Source organism: Nocardia cyriacigeorgica, from assembly GCF_029868385.1.
GTDB classification, from domain to species: Bacteria; Actinomycetota; Actinomycetes; order Mycobacteriales; family Mycobacteriaceae; genus Nocardia; species Nocardia cyriacigeorgica_F.
On the sequence record NZ_JARWNX010000056.1, the window covers coordinates 32,590 to 53,035 of the forward strand.

Below are 20,446 nucleotides of genomic sequence, written 5' to 3' on the forward strand. Positions count from 1 at the left end.
CTGCTCGTCCAGGAGTGGCTCGAGGTGCGGAAGCTGCTGCGGTCGTAGAGGCTTTCCGGCCGTCGAGAACGCCACGCCCGTGCTATCGGGTTCAGCGTTCTGCGCTGCCCGGACCGTCAGCCGGAAGAACTCGCTCCAACCGCTGCCGACCGGCCCATCCTGACGGCACGGCGCCGCCTGCGCTGTACCGGCGCGCGGCGATCGCGATCCGCAGGGGCAGCAGCAGCGCCACGAGCCCGAGGATCACGAACACCAGAGCCGCGACGTCCGGCGCCCACAGGAACAGCTGCGACAGCTCGATTTCCGCGCGCGCGGGCAGTACCAGACCGAAACCGATCAGGATCGCACCGAGAACGAGCAGCCACACGACGAGGTTCGCCGCGATGGCCCACCGTGACGATGCGATCGGACGAAGCAACAACCGGATGGCACGGACCACGGCACCTAGGCCCACCATTGTCACCGCGACGAGCGCTGCGAGGATCGTCCGATAGGTGTGATCGACAACGGGTTCCGACGGCGAGAGCCCGAGCGCCCGTTCGGCGAGACCGAATCCGATCTCGAGGAGCGCGGATTCCTGAAAAGGGCCGTAGGCGTTCGCGGTGAAGACGATCGCCTGCTCCGGCAACAAGATGACCTGGGCGGAATATCCGGGTGCGGCTCCGCCGTGCCACACCATCGGGATATCGGTGCCGTCGACGGTCCAGCTGCGCCAGCCGAGGCCGTAGCTCTTGCCGGCGCCGGTCGGGATCGCGGCGTCGAGGTCGATATCGTCACCGAGGCTCGCGCGTGCGAAGGCGGCGAGGTCGGTGAGCGTGCCGCCGAGGTAGCCGTAGCCCGCACCGGCGGGGTCGAATAGCACATCGAACGATATCGGTCGGCCGAAGACGTACCGGTGCCCGGCGGGCAGAGACGCATTGGCCTGCTCGACAGTCGCCACGGTGGTGTCCATACCGATCGGGTCGAGAACACGCTCGGTCAGCACGTCGACGAACGGGCGGCCGGTGACCGCTTCGACAACGGCGGCGAGCAACAGATAGTTCGTACTCGAGTAGCGGTGTACGGCACCGGGTTCACCGGCCAATGCTTCGTCGGGGAGTTCGGCGAGCACATCACCCGGTCTGCGGTTCGGGTCGGTGCGGTCGGTGTGCCGCGTCGAGGTCGGCAAGCCGCTGGTGTGGTTCAGCAACTGCCGCACAGTGATTCGATCCGAGCGTGCGCGATCGGTCGTGCGCAGCGAAGGCAGGTATGTCACGACGGGTGCGTCGAGGTGTAGCTCGCCGGTCTCGACCATCGATGCGATCAGACGGGCGGTCACCGGTTTGGCCACCGACCCCCACAGAAATGGTGTCGCCGCGGTGACGTCGTCGCCCGCGCCGTCGACACCGAAGGTGGCGCTGTGCCGGATTCCCGTCCGGTCGACCACCGCATAGGCGGCTCCGGGGATTCGGTTCGCGGCCATCCGTTCCCGTACGAACGTGTCCCACCCGTGTGCACCGTCAGCGGCCGGAGGCGGGACCGGCGCGCACCCCACCAGTGCCAGCACCGGCAGCAGCAGCAGCAGCAACCACCGTTCCAATATGAACATATTGGAACGGTAACCATATGAGTATATTGTTGTCCATGCCCAGAGTCGCCGACCACGATCAACGACGCGCGGTGATGACGCGCGCCTTCCAACGCTTGCTGGCGGCGGAGGGGCTGCATCGGGTCACGTTCAGCAAAGTGGCGAGCGAAGCAGGCATATCGGTCGGGCTGATTCAGCACTACTTCACCAACAAGGATGAGCTGCTGCGCTTTTCCTACGACGATTGCCTGCGCCGCAGCGCCGACCGGGTCGCCACGCACATCCGCGAGGGCGAAGCGGCCGGGCAACCGATCTCGACGATGCTGCGCGCAGCTTTGGCTGAGCTGCTGCCGCTGGATGCGGAACGGATCGTGGAATACCGCGTCGAACGCAGCCTGTGGAACCTGTCGCTGAACGATCCCGACCTGGCCGAGGCCGCGCGGGCCGCCCATCGCGAACTGCACGACCGGATCGCGACCGCAATCGACAACGGTAAGGAATGCGGCGAAGTGCGCACCGACGTCGACAGCTCGGCCGCCGCCGCGATGATCACCGCCGCCACACGCGGCCTGGCCGACGCGCTGTCGATCGAATCACGCGTCGACGCCGGGCAGTTGATCGATGCCGTACTGCTGCCGGTGATCTCGATCGTCTTCACCGGCCGTTGCCGACGCTTCGAGGACTGAACGAGCCTCCGAGGTTCTCGGCGTGCAACTCTTGACGACTTGGGTGTCGCACACAGAACTGTCGTGCCATGTGCGTCGAACCAGCCATGCTCACCGCGCCGCCGATGGTCACAGAGTGGACTGCCGACTCGGGGGGCCGGGGTTCTCGACATGTAGGCGTAGATCCGGTGTGCCGCATCGGCACCCGTAGTTCCGGTTGGTGTGGGGGCACTCAGTACTAGTACGGGCGTACCACCGACCACAGTTTTCGCTCCCGCCTCGAGCGGTTCGTTTCGGTGATCAGCGCATGCGCTGCGGGGTGCGGTCGAGTTCGCTGACTCTATTTTCTGACCTCCGATAATGTTCACTTATCGGCGGTCAGAAAGTAGGGGTTCTTCTAGAGTCTCACCAGGTTTCGTTTCGTGTCATTACGTCACAACCAACGAAACAAACGCTACGATTCTCGGGTGGCGAACGTATGCAACTACCCGGGCTGTGCCCGACCAGTAGTCAAGGGCGGCGGGCCGGGCAGGCCGTCGGAATACTGCGATCTTCCCGAGCACACGCGGTGGCGGGCGTGGCGGGAACGTCAACGGCGACAACAGGAGTCGACCGCACCGGGGGATTCCGTCACTGTGACGCGGCCGGGTCCGGCGGTGGCCGCGCGCGTGCGCGCCGATGAGCTGCTCGAACAGTTCCGTGGCCTGGCCCAGCAGTTGAGTGCGACGGTCGACGCGGCCGTGGCCGAACTCGCGACGCTGGCCGATCCCTCAGTGGCCGAGGCGCAGATCCAACAGATCCAGGCCGACGCCGCCCGCCGCATCGCCGACGCCGAAGTGGCCGCCGCGGATGCCGAACACGCTCGCCGCGACGCCGAGGACCGGCGCAAGCGCGCAGAAGATGCCGCCGAAGACGCCATCGCGGCCGCGGAAGCGGCGGAGGCGCGCATCGCCGACGCCGAAACCAAGGCCGCCGAGGCGGCGGTCGCACGTGATGACGCGCTGCGCGAAGTCGAATCGGTGACCACCCGAGCCGCCGATGACGTCTTCGCCGCCCGCAGCGCCGCCGACGCCGATATCCGCGCCATCCGTCAGGAAACCGCCGCCGAGATCGAGCGTCTGCGCGAACAGACCAGAGAAGAGATCGCCCGTGTGCGCAGTGCCGGCGCCGCCGAGATCGAACAGATCCGCCGCACCACAACCCAACAGGTGACCGCGGCCGCCGCCGAACGCGACCTCGCCGTCCAACGCGCCGCCGACGCCGAACGTTCCATCGAACGCGCCGAACGCACCGCCGCCGAACGCGCGGAAGCCATCCAGGACACCCGCTCGGAACTGCATCGCGTGCGCACCGACCTCGACCACAGCCGCACCGAACTCGACCGGCTACGTGGCGAACTCGCCGATACCCGCCGCACCGCGGCCGCCGACCTCACCACCGCCCGCGCTGAAGCCGCCGCGGCCATCGACAAGGCCACCGCCGACACCGCCCAACGCCTCGCCGCCCTCGACGACGCCCGCGCCCAGACCCTGGCACGTGCCGAACGCGCCGAACGCCAACTCGACGCACTGATCGGCACCGGCGCTCGACCACCGGAATAGCGGTGCCGGTAAAGATGTGTCACTCGGTACAGGACGTTGCCGTCAAGACACCGAGGTCGATCCAGCTATGTCGATCACCCGCGGGGTGGTACAAGGACCTCGATCACGCGGCGTAGTTTCTCGACGCTGTCGGATTCGCCGAGCCGCAGTGCTGTGTTGGTGGCGTTGAGGGCGGCGTCGAGTTGGAAGACGGTCAGGTCGATGGGGGTTGCTGGAAGCGGGTGTTCGGCGGCCGCGTGTTCGAGTTGTCCGGCCAACGTGTCGAGCCAGACGCGACGATGGTGCACCAGTGCATCGCGGATCGGTCCGGGGTGGCTGTCGAACTCCGGGAGATTGGCGTTCCAGAAGCAGCCGCCGAGAAATAGTGGTTGCGCGGCGTAGGCGATCCAGTGTTCGAGGAGGGCGTGCAGCCGGGCGACGCCTTCTGGCGCTTGCTGTGCTGGGCGGATGACCGCGTCGATGAAGACCTCACGGGCGGTTTCCACCGTGCTCAGTTGCAGATTCTGCTTGGTGCGGAACAGTGTCTGGATTCCCGCTTTGCTGATGTCGAGGTCATCGGCGAGGCGCCCGAAACTGAGCCGGCCGAGGCCTTCCAGCGACGCGATATCGACCGCACGCCGGGTGATGATCTGCCGTGACCGCACCCCCCCCCGCTGGCGACGCCGATCACTGTTCGGATCGTGGTGATGCCTGGTCGTGGACACGGTGACCTCTCGGGATTCGGGGTGATCGGCAGGCTTCGGCGTGCTCGGTGTGCCCGTCACAGGACTTGCTCGACACGGTAGGCGACGCCACCGTCCACCAGGTATCCGGTCCCGACCGCGACGACATCGTTGAGCCAGGCGTAGCGGGTGGATCCGGTTTCGAACAGTGGGTTCGTGCGGAAGTAGTACCGCGCCGGGTCGATCAGGTGTCGAGCGGTCGAGTCGGCCATCTCGGCGCGTACATCGGCAGGGATCACCCAGCGACCCTGATAGGTCATCGACAGCAGCTCGCCGTCCTCGGTGCGCAAGGTCAGGCGGACATCGAGCAGCATCGTGCCATCGGGACGGAACAACGCCCAGTCCCCGCCGCCTGCGACCACGTCACCACGCAGCCGCGGGCCCGCGAACGATCCGCCCGCTGCACCGTAGAGCACACGACGTCCCGAAGGGCCGTTGTCGCCGAAGTTCAATGGGGCGTTCAGGTCCACCACCAGGTCGAAAAGCTCGGTGGTCTCGAGTGTCTCGAGGACCGTATGTACACATCAAGGGTGAGTGGATAGAGGCAGCGATCGCATGCGCTCTGCCGCAGGTTCCGACGGGAAGGTCGAGGTGGCCTATCGCGCAGTGGCCCAATGCATCACCGGTACAACCGCCCAGCGCATCGTCGAGCGGGAGGCGCAGGCGGCTCGATGCGGATAGCGGTTCGTTCGCTGCTGACCCAATCAGCCCGTCGGCCAATGGTTTCCGCGCCGATGACCGAAACCGTCACTTACCAGACCGGGCCGCCTGCCCGCCCGAAGAATATTCCCGTGGATGAGAATTCTGTTCCGATTGACAGGCATACGACCTGTCGATACTGTCTGCCTTGTTACAGCACGTAACGTAATGTCAGATGAGGAGTAGTTCGACACCGATCGGGAATTCATCACCCACCGAGCATCTACCTTCTCGGTATCGCGGTTCATCCGCGTTCGATGCTGCGTGAACGTCGACAACGTTTGTCCGTTCCCATTCTTCTTTTCTTCTTTCGTTGATTAACGGCTATTCTCGTCAGCTCCCTCTGATCGAGTTGAGATAGATCGGTAACTCATATGGCGAGCCCAGGCCACGTTGGTTTCGAGGAGAGAAATGCCGCGGAACCGGTAGCCGTCACGGTCGTCGATGACTCGGTGGGTTCGAAATCCATTCCCGCCGAAGTGTGGTTCGCCTCCATCGCTGCATTCCTCAACCGGACCACCGGGTTTCTGGCACTCTTTTCGGCAGTCTTCTATAAATCGATGGAACTGAGCGCGTCGGCGATATCGCTGGCGCTGCTGGCGGTCGGAGTTTCCGGTGTCCTCGGCTCGGTGGCCGGTGGCTGGTCCGCGGTGCGTTTCGGGCCGTTGACCGTGATGATCGCCGGTTCTGTCCTCAATGCGCCGCTGCTGTTGTCACTCGCGTTCGTGTCGACGCAACCCACGGCCACCATCGTCATCGCCTCGCTGAGCGTGGCGGTGACGCAATCGTTCATCGGGCCCGCCGCGACCGTGGTGACGGAGTCGACGTATGCGGGCAGCACACTGACGGCGTTCGCGTTCTACCGCATCTTCTTCAACGTCGGAACGATGGTCGTTCCGGCCGTCACCGGCATCGTCGGCGCACACAACTTCGGGCCGATCTTCGTGCTGTCGTCCATGGGCTCACTGGCGACGGCGGTCATGCTGTCGCGTCAACGGGCGCGAATAGCCGCCGCGATGGAGTCCACCGGGAGGCGGCGTGGCGGTGCGTCGACCCCATCGTCCGGGCCGGACCGTTCATACGACGCCTACCGTCGGGCGCGACTCTGGGCGATCGTCGTCGTCTTCGGCATCGCGATGCTCATTCATGCCACCAGTCTGAGCAGTATTCCGCTGTCGGTTCAGAGGCTGGATCAAGGTGACCGGCTCTACACCATATTGTTCCTGATCAACCCGGCCGTCATCATCTTTCTGGAACTGCCATTGAGTTTCCTGGTGGCCAAAATGCGATGGAATCATGCCTTCGGGCTCGGGGTGTTCATCAACGGCGCCGGACTCGCCCTGTGTGGTATCGGGACCGACTGGTCCGTCTGCATCATCGGATTCGTCATCTTCTCCATCGGTGAAGCTGTTTTCGTCCCGTTGGTGAACGCATCCGTGGCGACTATTTCATCCGGATCCGAGAACACTCGCTTCCAGAGCCATCTGTCGGCCGCACAATCGATCGGATTCGCCACCGGGCCTGGTATCGGGGCCTTCGGAGTTCTGCACAGTCCATCGATTTTCTGGGTCGCCATCGTACTTTTTTCGCTGTTCGCCGGAGTGGCGGCGACAGTATCGGGAATCAAGATGCGGAGTAACCATGTCGAATAACTCGGTCGCAAGTTACATCTCCCCGACGGCCACGATGAATGCGCGGACCCGTATCGGGACGCGATCCGGCGTGGACTGGGTGAGCCTGTACGACGACGTCGACGAGTGTGCCCGCCGTTTTCCCGAGGTCCCCGGTCTGGTCTCGTGGATCGAGGACTATCTGATCCGCCCGCACCAGAATCTCGGCCGCACCGGCGCGGTGTGCCCCTTCGTGAAACAGGCCGTCAAGGGACACACCATCTGGACCGCCTTCGTCTCCGGCGATATCGATCCGACGGTGGAGGCCATGCAGGACATGGTCGATGACGCCATGGACATCTACACCGATCTCATCGACACCGACAACAACGCACCGCTACACACGGTGGTGACGATCTTCCCGGATCTGGCCGACTGCCGCCTGATCGATACGGTGCAGTCGGCCCGCAAACCGCAGTTCGTCCAGCGGGGACTCATGCTCGGCGAGTTCTATCCGGGATGCCAGCAAACCGGGTTGTGGAACAAGGACTTCTTCCCGTTGGACTCGCCCATGCCGATGCTGGTGGTCCGGAAGATGATGAAATCGGATTTCCCGTTCCTGGCCAGCAGCCCGGACTGGCTGTACGCCTATCTGTCGCAGTACGCCCCGGAGCTTCCGGGCCGATTGCGGCGCGCCATCGCCGAACGGCTCCAGGTGCACGGCGACCTGACCGAGGCGATCGCCGAACTCCGCATCCACGAGATCAACCAGCGATTGGACTAGAACAGCGCCCTGACCGGGCGATTGTGGCAATTGTTCGGCAAACGATGTGTGTCGGCCATATCATGTCGCTATGCCCACCTACGAGGATTCGGGTCCGGTGTCGGTGTTGGGTCGCGGTGTGCGGCAGACGGTCCTGGCGGCCGGTGTCTGCTCGGTGCTGCTGGGGGTCGCGGTGATGATGTGGCCCGGTAAGACGGTGGAGACGGTCGCGACGCTGATCGGCCTGTATCTGCTGTCGGGTGCGGCGCTGCAACTGACGGTCGCGTTCGGGTCGCGGCTCGGGCGTTTCCCGAGGCTGCTGATGTTCCTCGGCGGCGCGGTGTCGGCGGTACTCGGGGTGCTGGCGTTCCGCAGCGGGAACTGGGTGCTGCTGGTGGCGATGTGGCTCGGCGTGGGGTGGGCGGTGCGCGGTGTCGTGCACGCCATCGCCGCGGTCTGGGACGAGGACGAGACGCCGGGGCGCGGTGTGCAGGAGGTCATCGGCCTGTGCACGTTGACCGCCGGTATCGTCGTCGCGATCGTTCCGTTCGATTCGGTCGACATCCTCGCCGCCACCGCCGGTTGCTGCATGATCGCTCTCGGTATCGCCGAGATCCTCACCGCCCGTAAGGCTCCCGTCGAGGCGCCGCCGCCGGTGGAGCCCGCACCACCACGACCGGCGCCGCACCCCGCGCCGCAGCGGCCGACCTCCGACACCACGATCGTCATGCCGCCCGGCAGCGGGCACGCCATCGGTCACTGATTCGCCGATCCGGTAGCGGGGCGGCCGCGCAGCGGGTTGACTTGCCACATGGGATCACCAGATCAGCGTCGTAACTCGCTCGGGCCGACCGGTTTCCGACCCCCACGCACCCCGCCCGAACTCGTCGTCGTCACCCACGGCGCCGACACCGCCATCGATACCGCCGCGCTGCGTGAGAACGTCTCGGTCGAATCACGGCTAGGGGAGTTGCTCCCCAACGCGGCGCTGACCCGGGTGTTCGGGCCCGCGCGGCGCCTGGAACATCGCCTGGCGGGCACCGCGCAGGAACCGCGTGGCGCCGGACTGCTGAACTATTTCACCGTCCGCGGTGTCGACACCGATCTGGAAGCCGAAGCCGACCGGCTGCGCGCCGACGACGCCGTCGCGGCCGCCTACGTGAAACCACCCGCCGAACCGCCGCTCGCGCCGCCGCTGGGCCCGGCCGTCGCCGATGTCGCTGCCCGCGCCCTCACCGAGCCGCCCGCGGTGACACCCGATTTCGGGTCCAGGCAGGGGTATCTGGGGGCTGCCCCGGACGGGGTGAACGCGCAGTGGGCGTGGACACGGCCCGGTGGGCGCGGCGCGGGGGTGCGTGTCATCGACGTCGAGGGTGCGTGGCGGTTCACCCATGAGGATCTGCTCGACAATCAGGGTGGGGTGATCGGCGGTAGTCCGTCACCGGATCTGGGGTGGCGCAATCACGGCACCGCAGTCGCAGGACAGATCAGCGGCGACGTCAACGGATTCGGTATCACCGGTATCGCCCCGGAGGCCGGGATTCGCGCGGTGTCGGTGTTCGGTGGCGGCGGGTCGGCGGCCGCGATCCGTGCCGCGGCCGACGCACTCGGCGCGGGGGACATCCTGCTGATCGAGTTGCATCGCCCCGGACCGCGCCACAACTACACCGGGCGCCCCGATCAGCGCGGCTACATCGCGATCGAATGGTGGCCCGACGACTGGGCCGCCATCCGCTACGCCCTCGGCCGCGGCGTCGTGGTGGTGGAGGCGGCGGGCAACGGCGGTGAAGACCTCGACGCGGCGCTCTACGATACGAAACCGGCCGAATTCCCGTCGTCGTGGCGGAACCCGTTCCGCGGCGGCGACGTCGATTCCGGGGCGATCGTCGTCGGCGCGGGCGCCCCACCACCGGGTACGCACGGCCGCGAGCACGGTCCGGCGCGTTCGCGGTTGGACTTCTCGAACTACGGTTCCCGCCTCGACGCCCAAGGCTGGGGTCGGGAGGTCACCACCACCGGGTACGGCGATCTACAAGGCGGCGCCGAGGAAGACCTCTGGTATTCCGACACCTTCAGCGGCACCTCCAGCGCCTCACCGATCGTCGTCGGCGCGATCGCCTGCTATCAGGGGATCCTCGCCGCCGGAACCGGACGCGCGACACCCGCGCTGATCCGAGACCGGCTGCGCGCCACCGGCACACCGCAGACCGAGGCGCCGGGACGTCCGGCGAGTCAGCGCATCGGGGCCCTGCCCGATGTGCGGGCGTTGCTCGGGGAGGGTGCGGCGGGTTCCTGACCCGACCACCGGCAGCCGTGTATCCGGTGTGTCGCGCGAACTCGCCATCGGGAAGAGCGCTACGCCCGTGATCACGGCTGTTCGGTTACCCTGCGACGATGGCGACCAGTGCAACCGTGCGGATCTCCCGCCTGCGCGCGCTCATCGAGCACCCCAACACCGGCGACGGAGAACGCGCCACCGCTCAACGCATGCTCGACCGGATCCTGGCCAGAGCCGGAAACGAACCGGTCGGTGACCGCACCTACGGCAACCGTCACCATCGCGTCGGCCGCCACGCCGATATCGACCGCATCGCCGATATGATCCGCGCCGACATCACCCTGGCCCGCACCACCTTCGCCCCCGGCGCCACCCGTCCAGGCGAGCCCGCCCTGCGTGACCCCATCGGCGACGCCCCACCCCAGATCACCTACACCGTCGACACACCCCACCACAGCTGCATCGACATCACCATCGACAACATCCCGCACGACTGGGGATGGGTGCACGACGACGGCATCGACGTCATCAGCCCCGCCCTCCACGCCCTCGCCGCCGAACTGGCCGAGATCATGAACGGCTACAACCGCGACGGCAGCGATATCGACAAACGATTCTTCGGCCGAGTACGCATCCCACATCTGACCCTGGTCTGGTAGGGGCGGAAGATGACCTCGGCCGTTCACTTCCTCGGTAACGAGACGACGCGCGCCGGTAGCCCTGGCCGGCCGGTGATCAGCGCGGGGCGAGTCGATGTACGACGATGCCGGATGTGAAGGTGGTCGTGCCGAGCAATTCGAGATGGGTGAGGTCGGCATAGCCGTCGAAGAGCCGTTCACCCGCGCCGGCGATGGCCGGGAAGATCCAGAAGTGGTATTCGTCGACCAGTTGGGCTTCCAGCAGCGTATGAGATAGCGGCCCGGTGCCGAATTTGAGAATGGCACCACCGTCCCCGGCCTTGAGGGTGCGTACCGCATCGACGATATCCCCGTGCAGGACGGTGGCATTCCACGTCGCGTCCTGCTGTGTGAGGGTGCGGGATGCGACATATTTGGGCATGGTGTTGATCCGAGCCGCATACGGATCGTCGGCGGGGCGAGTCGGCCAGACCTGCGCGAATCCCGTATAGGTTTCCCGACCGAGCAACAGCGCATCCGAGGCGAACAGGAGCTGGGAGGCGTATTCGCTGTGCTCGGCATCCCAGTACGGTCCGCCCCACTCGTGTGGGTTGCCGACAACTCCGTCGGTTGTGACGAAAGTGGATTCGATGATCTTGCGCATTGACGACCTTCCGGGTCTGGCGGGATGTTCATCTCAGCATCGCCACCCGAAAGGCTTCCGACAAGCGGTGTTTCGGCAACGCATCGTTGAGCCACACTCACCGCTGATCGCGCGTCGGTCTGTCACCGCAGTGCGGTGATCACCTCCAGGAACGGTTCCACCAGCGGGCTTGTGCCCGTGGTCGGCCACATGAGGCCGTAGTCGATCGGGGGAGCATCGTGGACGGGCACGAAGACCATGTGTGGCCGGGCCTGGAAGTGCTCGGCCCGCAGCGCGACGGTACTGACGCCGATGCCCTGACTGACGTGAACCAGTACCTCGGCCCAGAATTTCGTCGCGGGACCTTGCGGTATCGGCCGTCCCGAAGGTGTTCGCCGCGGAAAGTGGGCGTCCATCCAATATCGCGGAACGAGTTCGTCGGCGATGGTGACCAGGGTCGTGTCGGCCAGATCCTCCATCGCTACCGATTCCCGCACCGCGAACGGATGCGTATCGGGCGTCACCAGTCCACGCGGTTCGGAGAACATGATCGAACCGGTGCAGATATCGGGCTCGGCGATCGGGAATTCGGTGAGCTGTAGATCCACTGCGGTCGAACGCATGCGGCTCAGTGGGTCGGCCAGCTGGATCTCCTCGACATCGACAACGATGTCCGGGTACCGATTCCGGAAGGCTCCCGCCGCGCGCACAACCAGATTCCCGCACCACGGCGAGGAAAACCCCACCGTGAGACCCCGGTCGACGCAACGGCCCTTGCTTGCCGCGATAACGCTGGTGGTGATCTGGTCGTAGGCCGGCCGCAATTCGTCGCACAGCTGCTTGCCGAGCGGTGTGAGCCGCACCATGCGGCTGTTGCGTTCGAACAACGGCGCCCCGATACGGCGCTCCAATTTCTGGATGGTCTGGCTGATTCGACCCGTCGTCACCAGGAGCCGGCCCGCGGTCCTGCCGAAGTGCAACTCCTCGGCGAGGGTGAGAAATGCCTCCAGCTCGAGACGTTCCAGCATGCCTGTCCTCAGTTCGTGACACGGGCGACCGCGCGGGTCATGAACGCCCTCCAATCCGGGAACGAGACGGCTCGTCTCGTTGACGAGTACCACTGTGCAACGCGCCAGCGCTTTCGTCAAGACGAGACGTATCGTCTTATGGTCCAGGCCGAGAGACTGGGGTGCTGGTAAGGATCGTGTCACCAGGTACATGAAGCCTGCGTGAATCGGGGTTGCGAACCTGTTGGTGCGGTGTAGCTTTCGCGCGTGATGAGGGAGCTGGACCAGGACGAGCTGATCCACCGGTGGACGCTGCTGGGCAAGGAACCGGACCTGGTCGCCACGAAGCGAGGTGCGGCGAAGCTCGGATTCGGGCTGATGCTGCGGCTCTATACCGAGCGGGGCCGGTTTCCGCGTGGGCGTGCCGAAATCCCTGACGCCGCGGTTGATTACGTTGCCCGCCAGGTAGGGGTGGAGCGAACCGAGATCGCGTTCTACGACTTCACTGGCCGCACCAGCAAGGCGCACCGGACGCAGATCCGGGAGTCGCTGGGGTATCGGGAATGCAGTGTGAGCGACGCCGAGGAGATCGTGGGGTGGCTGGTCGAGCACGTGGCCCGGCGTGAGCGCAGTGGCGAACGGGTGCGGGAACACCTGTTGGCACGCCTGCGCGAGGTGAAGGTGGAGCCACCTACGGCCGGGCGGATCGAGCGGATGTTGCGCTCGGCGCTGCACCGCGGTGAGGAACTGCTGTTCGCGCAGGTCAACGCCAGACTGCCGGAGCCGGTCCGAGCGCGGCTGCTGGCGTTGATCGCACCAGTCGGCGGTGGCGAGGAAACCCTGGACGGTGACGCGGTCATCTACTACGGCAAGACCTCCGAAATCGCCTCCAACCGGCGCGACGAACAGGAAATGTCGGTGCTGTGCCTGCGGATCTGCCAGACCGCCCTGGTCTACGTCAACGTCCTGATGATCCAGGACATTCTCGCCGACCCCGAATGGGACGGCGTGTTCACCGCCGAGGACGAACGCGGCCTCACCCTGCTGTTCTGGTCACATGTTCTGCCGTATGGGGAGGTCAAGCTGAACATGAACAGCAGTCTCACCTTGGTGGGTTCTTGAACAGCTGACCGGCCGTCTGGGTGATCGAGATCGCGCGGAGCTTGTGGCCGGCCTTCGCAAGCGCAGCTACCGTACAGCCCTGCTGTGATTCAGCCCGGCAGACCGGTGCCACCCGCTGAGGTGGCGAGGTGGGCGTTGATGCGGTTGAGCAGAATGAACAGCTGCGCCCGTTCATCGTGGTCGAGCGGGGCCATGATGTGATTGTTCACACCGTCGAGGACGCCGTCGAGTTCGGCGAGGCGGTGCTCGCCGAACTCGGTGATGGTGATGACGTTGCGACGTTTGTCGGCGGGGTCGGGCGCGCGGCGAACCCACCCGCCGTCTTCGAGGTCATTGAGGACGGAAACAAGGTCACTCTTGTAGACACTGGTTCGGTCGGACAGAGCCGCCTGGCTCGCCGGACCGAAATCGGCGAGCGCGGCCAGCACCACGAAGTGGTCCTTGTGCGCCCCCGCGGCCCGCAGTGCCTCGCGCGAGACACGTGTCATCTGAGCGGCCGTCATCGAGGTGAGGCGTGAGAGCTGCTTCTTCAGCCGCGTCGGGGTGCCATCACCGTGGTCGAAACGCAGTTCCTCGCCGGTCTCCATGCACAGAGCCTACCGCGCTTGCGTTAGTGCCACTAACGACCTATATTCGTTTATGTCACTAACGTTAGTGAAATTAACTGACTGAAGGAGGCTGTTATGACCAGCACCGAAGCCCTGATCCGCGACCTCACCGACCGCGCCGAATTGGCCGAGCTGGTCGCCCGCCACAGCCTGTGGGTCGACGAGGGCTTCACCGGTACCGACCGGCTCTTCACCGAGGATGTCGTGGTTACTTCAATTCGCGGGGAGGCTCACGGCATCGAGGCGCTCACCGCCCTCGCGCGCAAGGGGCACGACGCGTACGCCCGCACTCTGCACAACAAGAGCAACATCGTGATCGAGATCGACGGCGACACCGCGACGGTGCGGGCGCACGACCTCGCCGTCTACGTCATCGACGACAAGACCGAGGCCATCGCGAACGCGATCCACCGCTACCGAGCACGGCGCAGCGCCGACGGCTGGCGCTTCGACCGACTCGACGTGTCTCCAGTGGCGCTGACCGAAGCGCTGGCCCGGGCACTCTAGGCCGATCGGAATCGAGGAAGATATCCAGCACCTCACGTTCCGGGTCGTCGCAACCTGCGCCGCCACCCTCACTCTCGCCCTCACCGCCACCGCCTGCGGCGCCGACAACACGGCCTCGCCTGAGGGCCGCACCTCCGCCACACCATCGAAAGGCAATGCCATGTCCACCCCTGCTTCGACCACCGACCGTATCGAGATCGCCGACCTGTTCACCCGCTTCGCGCACCTGCTCGACGAGCGGCGATGGGACGATGCCAGCACCGTGTTCGCCGACGATGTGAAGGTCGACTCACCCCGAATTCAGGTCCGCGGGATCGACAAGGTCGTTGATTACATGCGAGGGGCCGAGGTCGACGGGGAGCACTCTCAGCACACGACCACTGACCTGCTGGCGACCATCAACGGCGACCAGGCCGCGGCCGAAGCGAACTCGCTGGTGTTCTACTATCGCGACGGCCAGCCACCCCACCAGACAGCGGGCCTTCGCCAGACCTGCACCGCGGTACGGACCTCGGCGGGCTGGCGACTCAGCGAGATACGAATCACGCCCGCTTGGATCCGCAAGGATTGATCCCTGCCCGAGAACTGATTGCAGCCTTGCCGCGGGAGCGGATCTTCATCGACAAGGGATCTCTGGCGCCCTCGAAGGAACCGCGCCGGCTTGGACAACGCGCTCACTTCCACAGCGTCGGCCGCTCCACCATCCACCGCATCATCAGCGGAGCCGCACCACGCGCATAGCGCTCATGTACCCGGTGACACGTTCCTTACGGTCACCTCAAACTGGATGCCGGGGAATGCCGGACAGGGTGCCGTGGGCGGGGGAGTCGGCGACCGACCCGAAAGCCGGTCGCCGACCCGAACTCACTTCAGATCGAACCGATCCGCATTCATCACCTTGTTCCACGCGGCGACGAAATCGGCGACGAACTTCGGCTTCGCGTCATCGGTGGCATACACCTCCGCCAACGCGCGCAGCTGCGAATTCGACCCGAACACCAGATCCACGCGACTCGCGGTCCACTTCGGTGCACCCGAGACCCGATCGGTACCCACATAGCTGCCGTCATCGGCGGGCGACGACTCCCACTTCGTACCCATATCCAGCAGATTCACGAAGAAATCATTGGTCAGCGCACCGGGCGTGCCGAGCACACCCAGCTGCGACTGCTTGTAGTTCGCGCCGAGCATCCGCAAACCACCGACCAGCACCGCCATCTCCGGGGCCGTCAAACCCAGCAGGTTCGCCTTATCGATCAGCAGATGCTCGGCCGAGAGCAGATTGCCCTTGCCGTAATAGTTGCGGAACCCATCGGCATTCGGTTCCAACACCGCGAACGACTCCACATCGGTCTGCTCCTGGGTGGCGTCGGTGCGGCCCGGCGTGAACGGCACCTGAACCTCGACCCCGGCGTTGGCGGCCGCCTTCTCGACCGCCGCGCACCCACCGAGCACCACCAGATCGGCGAACGACACCCGCTTGTCGCCACTCTGCCCGGAATTGAACGACTCCTGGACACCCTCGAGCACACGCACCACCTGCGCCAGCTCATCGGGCTGGTTGACCTCCCAGCCGCGCTGCGGCTCCAACCGGATCCGACCGCCGTTCGCGCCGCCACGCTTATCGGTGCCACGGAACGACGACGCCGCCGCCCACGCCGTCGACACCAACTGCGCCACCGACAACCCCGACGACAGGACCCGCGCCTTCAATGCCGCGATATCGTCGGCATCGATCAGCGTATGAGACACCTGCGGCACCGGGTCCTGCCACAACTGCGGCTCCGGGATCCACGGACCCAGATACCGCGACACCGGCCCCATATCGCGGTGCAGCAGCTTGTACCAGGCCTTCGCGAACTCCTCGGTCAACTCCTCCGGATGCTCCAACCAACGACGCGTGATCCGCTCGTACACCGGATCCAGCCGCAACGACAGATCCGTCGTCAACATCACCGGCGGATGCGACTTCGACGCATCATGCGCATCGGGCACCGCATCAGCGGAGGCGCCATCCTTCGGAATCCACTGCCACGCACCGGCCGGGCTCTTCGTCATCTCCCATTCATGCCCGTACAGAGTCTCCAGGAAAGTGTTGTCCCACTTCGTCGGCGTCGGCGTCCACGTCCCCTCCAAACCACTGGTGATCGCATCAGCACCGACCCCGGACCCGAAACTGCTCTTCCAGCCCAGCCCCTGATTCTCCAGCGGCGCCCCCTCCGGTTCGGGACCGACATTCCCCTCCGCCGGACCCGCACCATGGGTCTTACCGAAGGTGTGGCCACCCGCGATCAACGCCGCGGTCTCCACATCGTTCATCGCCATCCGGCCGAACGTCTCCCGGATATCACGCGCGGCCGCGATCGGATCGGGAACACCGTTGGGGCCCTCCGGATTCACATAGATCAAACCCATCTGCACCGCCGCATACGGTTTGGCCAGATCACGGTCACCGCTGTAGCGCTCATCGCCGAGCCAGGTGTCCTCCGGCCCCCAGAACACCTGATCGGGCTCCCAGACGTCCTCACGACCGAACGCGAAACCGAACGTCTGAAAACCCATCGACTCCAACGCACAATTACCGGCGAACACCAGCAGATCCGCCCACGACAACGCGCGACCGTACTTCTGCTTGATCGGCCACAACAACCGCCGCGCCTTGTCCAGACTCGCGTTATCGGGCCAACTGTTCAACGGCGCGAAACGCTGCGCCCCCTCACCACCGCCGCCGCGCCCATCAGCGATCCGGTAGGTGCCCGCCGCATGCCAGCTCATCCGGATGAACAACGGACCATAGTGGCCGTAATCGGCCGGCCACCAATCCTGAGACGTCGTCATCACCTCGAAGACATCCCGTTTCAACGCCTCCACATCCAGCGACGCGAACTCGCGCGCATAGTCGAAATCGGCGCCGAACGGATTCGACAACTCCGAATGCTGGTGCAGGACGGTCAGATCCACCTGATCCGGCCACCAATCCCGATTCGACCGCGGCCGACCCGTCTTGGGTGTAGGGGAGGGGATGACCGGATTCTCGCTCTCGCTGGTACTCGCAGTGTTGTCCTTGTCTGGCACGACGTTCCTTTCGGGAAGGGGTGAATCGGGCTGTGATCACCGGTGTGTGGGCAGGGGAGGCGATGACGAGCAATCGGGGCACACACCCCAATAGATGACCTCGGCCTCATCGAGCACGAAACCGTTGTCGTCGGACGCGGTCAGGCACGGTGCTGCACCGACAGCACACTCCACATCGGCGATCGCACCGCACGACCGGCACACGAGGTGATGGTGGTTGTCACCCACCCGCGTCTCATAACGCGCCACCGACCCCATCGGCTGGATCCGCCGCAACAGACCCGCGCCCGTCAACGCACGCAACACGTCGTAGACGGCCTGATGCGACACCGAACCGAGCATCTCGCGCACCAAGCCGAGGATCGAATCGGTATCGGCATGCGGATGGCGGTGCACCACATGCAGCACGGCCACCCGCGCAGCCGTCACCCGCAACGACGCCCCGCGAAGCATCCGCTCGAAGTCCGAGGTGGTGGACACGTTCCGAAGTATGACCCATTCAAGTGTCGGCCGGGACCGGTTCACGAAACCCGCCCACGACGCTCAACGACTCACCACGATCTCCCGCTCCACCCGCGACAACTTCTACCGACCGCACCATGTCACACGAATCGACCCCGCCACGTCGTATACCGCCTGACCGACGAGGACCTCGGCTGAGTGGCAACCTCTGCGCCCGAAACCGGGCGCGGGGAGGGTGCGCGCCCAGCCGGTCGCGGGAACAGCGAGGCACGAAACCGAGTAGACGACTACTCACGGCGGTGCGGCACCGATGTCCGACACTGAATGGACAGACCCCTCCGTCTGACACCATGAAGGTCCCGACCACCGGCGCGACCAGCGTCATCGACCCCGCATTCGCCTCCGGTCCGCGTTTCCGCACAGGCGACAGACCTTCGGCGGCACGTCCGACTGACTGGACCGTGGCTCGGCGTACAGGAAAGCTGGACGGCAAGTCGACGTAGACAGCGGCAGCTACGGCGACGGGCTCCGACAGCAACGAAAGGTAGGGGAGGACATGGTCGACATGCGCCGCTGCGCGACTCTTCGATATGTGGATCCGGACGACAATCGCGATTCCGGCCAGCGATATCGCGCTCCGGAAAAGTGAGGAGACCCCCATGCACGTCCATGGTGCGACAGCCCTGGTGACAGGCGCTGCCGGTGGACTCGGCGGCGCCATCGCCCGCGCCCTGCACGCAGGCGGCGCCCGTCTCATCCTCACCGGCAGACGGGCATCCGCGCTCGAGGCACTGGCCGCTGAGGTGAACGGTGCCGAGATCATCGTCTGCGATCTCGCCGACCGTCGACAGCTCACCACGCTCATCGACCGCGTGACCGGCATCGACATCGTGGTTGCCAACGCAGCACTCGCCGCAGCCGGAAGGATCGAGGATTTCACCACCGAAGAACTGGACCGGGCGCTCGAGGTGAACCTGCGCACCCCGATCCTGATGACCCGCCAGCTCCTACCGGACATGGTGCGGCGGCGCCGTGGCCACTTCGTCTACATCGCCTCGATCGCTGGAAAGATCCCCACGGCCCGCCTACCCGTGTACTCGGCCACCAAATACGGGTTGCGCGGATTCTCCGCCTCGCTGCGCCAAGACCTGCACGGCACCGGCGTCAGCGCATCGGTGATCTTCCCCGCCTCCGTCACCGACGCGGGCATGCTCGCCGACGCCCACCTAGGACCAGCACCGGGCTCCAAAGGAACGTCGGCCGCCGCGGTCGGCCGCGCCGTGGTCACTGCCATCGACAACGACCGAGCCGAAATCGATGTCGCCGACACATCGGTCCGAATCGCCGCCAAACTCGCAGGCCTCGCCCCAGGCCTCATGGCCCGCCTGACCCAACGCAAAGACGCCATCACCTACGCCGAACAGCTGAGCCACGGCCTGCGACACCTTCGCTGAGCCAACACCGCGCGACGCCGCCCGCGCACTCCGCGGTCGAGTCATCGGCCGCCGAGGGCGGCCGTCGCGGCCTTCGCCGAGCGCATGGTGGCTCTGGCCCATTCCTTGCATTGCGCGACTGTGGCATCCACGCGTTCAGGAATAACGGTAAGGGTGTACTGCTGCGCTCCGTGCCGATCGAAGATGGGCGCGCTGATATTGGCGACCGGGAGAGTGGCGGCATCGTCGGCTGGCATCATGATCACGTACTCCGACCAGTCCACGGGCGGGAAGCTTCGCAGAAGCTCGTCGATGATCTGCTGCGGCATTTCCGAGGTCAACAGGCTCGCCAGCACGATATTCGACGGGGTTGTCGCGGTGAGACGTTGGACGATGTAGCCATGTTCGCGCCCGGCCTCGATGATGGTCCGAGGTTCCTCATCACCTGCCGCCAGGCGAACCAGCGGTGGTCGGTTCAGCCAGGCGCTCACGACGCTGTCGTGCTCCCACGCAATGTTCACCAGCCCGATCGGGGGCACCAGCTCGATCCTTGTTGCGATGAGGTCGCGACGGTCGCCGACGGTGGCAGAGCCCAGTCTGTCGACGATCACGATGTGTCCTTGGTGAGTGGCGCTGAGGACGCAGCTCATACCGAGGCGATCATGTAACTCGGCCATGAAGGGGCGGACGAGGTCGAGGTTGGCGAGGCCGGATTCAGCGGCCGCGCCGAGTCGCATCAGCGCCGGCCCCAGCCCGTACGACTTCGCCTCGTCTCGGGTCACGAAGTCCGCATCCGCCAGTGCCGTGAGGATGTTCAGGCAGGTGGGTTTGTTCAGGCCGAGACCTGCCGCGACCTGCGTGAGCGTGAGCCTCTCGTCGGGCGTGTCCGCCAACAGATTGAGGATCTGGACGACCCGATCGGTGGGCGGCGACGTCCGTTCGGCCGAGGGCCGATGGTCCGCTTCGGTGGCACCGACTCTTGATTCGGCGCGTTGGGTGTGTTTAGGATCACCCATATTATCTGAATCCTTCATTCAAATATTTTAACTCGCTGAGAAGGTGGGGGA

Annotated in this window: 20 protein-coding genes; 11 read left to right on the forward strand and 9 right to left on the reverse strand. The window is 65.4% G+C overall.

All coding sequences use genetic code 11. The features are described from left to right. Positions 1 to 91 precede the first annotated feature (91 nt). The gene (locus QH168_RS18060; RefSeq protein ID WP_280235864.1) at positions 92 to 1,588 is read right to left on the reverse strand and encodes a serine hydrolase domain-containing protein; all 1,497 of its coding nucleotides are present in this window, start codon (positions 1,586 to 1,588) and stop codon (positions 92 to 94) included. A gap of 74 nt (positions 1,589 to 1,662) precedes the next feature. Between QH168_RS18060 and QH168_RS18065 the strand changes: the two genes are divergently transcribed. Both QH168_RS18065 and QH168_RS18070 read left to right on the forward strand, forming a co-directional pair. Next, the gene (locus tag QH168_RS18065; RefSeq protein WP_280235865.1) at positions 1,663 to 2,253 is read left to right on the forward strand and encodes a TetR/AcrR family transcriptional regulator; all 591 of its coding nucleotides are present in this window, start codon (positions 1,663 to 1,665) and stop codon (positions 2,251 to 2,253) included. Between the two features lie 614 nt (positions 2,254 to 2,867). After that, positions 2,868 to 3,833: a hypothetical protein gene (locus tag QH168_RS18070; RefSeq protein ID WP_280235866.1), complete on the forward strand. Its 966-nt coding sequence runs from the start codon at positions 2,868 to 2,870 to the stop codon at positions 3,831 to 3,833. A gap of 74 nt (positions 3,834 to 3,907) precedes the next feature. Here the strand turns inward: QH168_RS18070 and QH168_RS18075 are convergent, their stop codons facing one another. Both QH168_RS18075 and QH168_RS18080 read right to left on the reverse strand, forming a co-directional pair. Beyond that, complete coding sequence (locus QH168_RS18075) at positions 3,908 to 4,477, reverse strand: TetR family transcriptional regulator C-terminal domain-containing protein (RefSeq protein WP_280235867.1); 570 nt, start codon at positions 4,475 to 4,477, stop codon at positions 3,908 to 3,910. Between the two features lie 116 nt (positions 4,478 to 4,593). Then, a complete protein-coding gene (locus QH168_RS18080) occupies positions 4,594 to 5,031 on the reverse strand; it encodes a DUF3237 domain-containing protein (protein ID WP_348537598.1) in 438 nt (145 codons plus the stop codon). A 597-nt stretch (positions 5,032 to 5,628) separates the two neighbouring features. On the opposite strand from QH168_RS18080, the gene QH168_RS18085 reads away from it, so the two are divergent. From QH168_RS18085 to QH168_RS18105, 5 genes are all read left to right on the forward strand, one after another. Further along, positions 5,629 to 6,906 carry an MFS transporter gene (locus tag QH168_RS18085; protein WP_280235869.1) on the forward strand — a complete coding sequence of 426 codons (1,278 nt, stop codon included), beginning with the start codon at positions 5,629 to 5,631 and terminating at the stop codon, positions 6,904 to 6,906. After that, positions 6,896 to 7,648 (forward strand): DUF6875 domain-containing protein, encoded by a 753-nt coding sequence (locus tag QH168_RS18090; protein ID WP_280235870.1) that lies wholly within the window; start codon positions 6,896 to 6,898, stop codon positions 7,646 to 7,648. Before QH168_RS18085 ends, QH168_RS18090 begins: the two co-directional genes overlap by 11 nt. Positions 7,649 to 7,718: 70 nt before the next feature. Further along, complete coding sequence (locus tag QH168_RS18095) at positions 7,719 to 8,390, forward strand: HdeD family acid-resistance protein (protein WP_280235871.1); 672 nt, start codon at positions 7,719 to 7,721, stop codon at positions 8,388 to 8,390. A 48-nt stretch (positions 8,391 to 8,438) separates the two neighbouring features. After that, a complete protein-coding gene (locus tag QH168_RS18100; RefSeq protein WP_280235872.1) occupies positions 8,439 to 9,923 on the forward strand; it encodes a S8 family serine peptidase in 1,485 nt (494 codons plus the stop codon). A gap of 98 nt (positions 9,924 to 10,021) precedes the next feature. Then, positions 10,022 to 10,564 (forward strand): hypothetical protein, encoded by a 543-nt coding sequence (locus QH168_RS18105; RefSeq protein ID WP_280235873.1) that lies wholly within the window; start codon positions 10,022 to 10,024, stop codon positions 10,562 to 10,564. A 76-nt stretch (positions 10,565 to 10,640) separates the two neighbouring features. Here QH168_RS18105 and QH168_RS18110 read toward each other — a convergent pair whose 3' ends face one another. Together QH168_RS18110 and QH168_RS18115 are read right to left on the reverse strand one after the other, a co-directional pair. Next, positions 10,641 to 11,186, reverse strand: coding sequence for a dihydrofolate reductase family protein (locus QH168_RS18110; protein ID WP_280235874.1), 546 nt, complete (start codon positions 11,184 to 11,186; stop codon positions 10,641 to 10,643). 122 nt (positions 11,187 to 11,308) lie between these two features. Then, positions 11,309 to 12,193: a LysR family transcriptional regulator gene (locus QH168_RS18115; RefSeq protein WP_280235875.1), complete on the reverse strand. Its 885-nt coding sequence runs from the start codon at positions 12,191 to 12,193 to the stop codon at positions 11,309 to 11,311. A gap of 249 nt (positions 12,194 to 12,442) precedes the next feature. Between QH168_RS18115 and QH168_RS18120 the strand changes: the two genes are divergently transcribed. Continuing rightward, positions 12,443 to 13,294 (forward strand): DUF4158 domain-containing protein, encoded by an 852-nt coding sequence (locus QH168_RS18120; protein ID WP_280236092.1) that lies wholly within the window; start codon positions 12,443 to 12,445, stop codon positions 13,292 to 13,294. 89 nt (positions 13,295 to 13,383) lie between these two features. Here the strand turns inward: QH168_RS18120 and QH168_RS18125 are convergent, their stop codons facing one another. Then, positions 13,384 to 13,881, reverse strand: a complete 498-nt coding sequence (locus QH168_RS18125; RefSeq protein WP_280235876.1) for a MarR family winged helix-turn-helix transcriptional regulator — start codon at positions 13,879 to 13,881, stop codon at positions 13,384 to 13,386. Positions 13,882 to 13,977: 96 nt separating this feature from the next. Here QH168_RS18125 and QH168_RS18130 point away from each other — a divergent pair, with 96 nt between their 5' ends. Together QH168_RS18130 and QH168_RS18135 are read left to right on the forward strand one after the other, a co-directional pair. After that, entirely contained in the window at positions 13,978 to 14,409 is a 432-nt protein-coding gene (locus tag QH168_RS18130) for a nuclear transport factor 2 family protein (RefSeq protein ID WP_280235877.1), read from the forward strand. A gap of 160 nt (positions 14,410 to 14,569) precedes the next feature. Beyond that, positions 14,570 to 14,980 (forward strand): nuclear transport factor 2 family protein, encoded by a 411-nt coding sequence (locus QH168_RS18135; RefSeq protein ID WP_280235879.1) that lies wholly within the window; start codon positions 14,570 to 14,572, stop codon positions 14,978 to 14,980. A 293-nt stretch (positions 14,981 to 15,273) separates the two neighbouring features. Here QH168_RS18135 and katG read toward each other — a convergent pair whose 3' ends face one another. Together katG and QH168_RS18145 are read right to left on the reverse strand one after the other, a co-directional pair. Beyond that, on the reverse strand, positions 15,274 to 17,433 hold the full coding sequence (gene katG, locus QH168_RS18140; RefSeq protein WP_348537599.1) for a catalase/peroxidase HPI: 2,160 nt from the start codon (positions 17,431 to 17,433) through the stop codon (positions 15,274 to 15,276). 87 nt (positions 17,434 to 17,520) lie between these two features. After that, on the reverse strand, positions 17,521 to 17,964 hold the full coding sequence (locus QH168_RS18145) for a Fur family transcriptional regulator (protein ID WP_280235881.1): 444 nt from the start codon (positions 17,962 to 17,964) through the stop codon (positions 17,521 to 17,523). 641 nt (positions 17,965 to 18,605) lie between these two features. On the opposite strand from QH168_RS18145, the gene QH168_RS18150 reads away from it, so the two are divergent. Then, positions 18,606 to 19,400 carry an SDR family NAD(P)-dependent oxidoreductase gene (locus tag QH168_RS18150; RefSeq protein WP_280235882.1) on the forward strand — a complete coding sequence of 265 codons (795 nt, stop codon included), beginning with the start codon at positions 18,606 to 18,608 and terminating at the stop codon, positions 19,398 to 19,400. Between the two features lie 41 nt (positions 19,401 to 19,441). Here QH168_RS18150 and QH168_RS18155 read toward each other — a convergent pair whose 3' ends face one another. After that, positions 19,442 to 20,413, reverse strand: coding sequence for an IclR family transcriptional regulator (locus QH168_RS18155; protein WP_280235883.1), 972 nt, complete (start codon positions 20,411 to 20,413; stop codon positions 19,442 to 19,444). Positions 20,414 to 20,446: the final 33 nt, after the last annotated feature.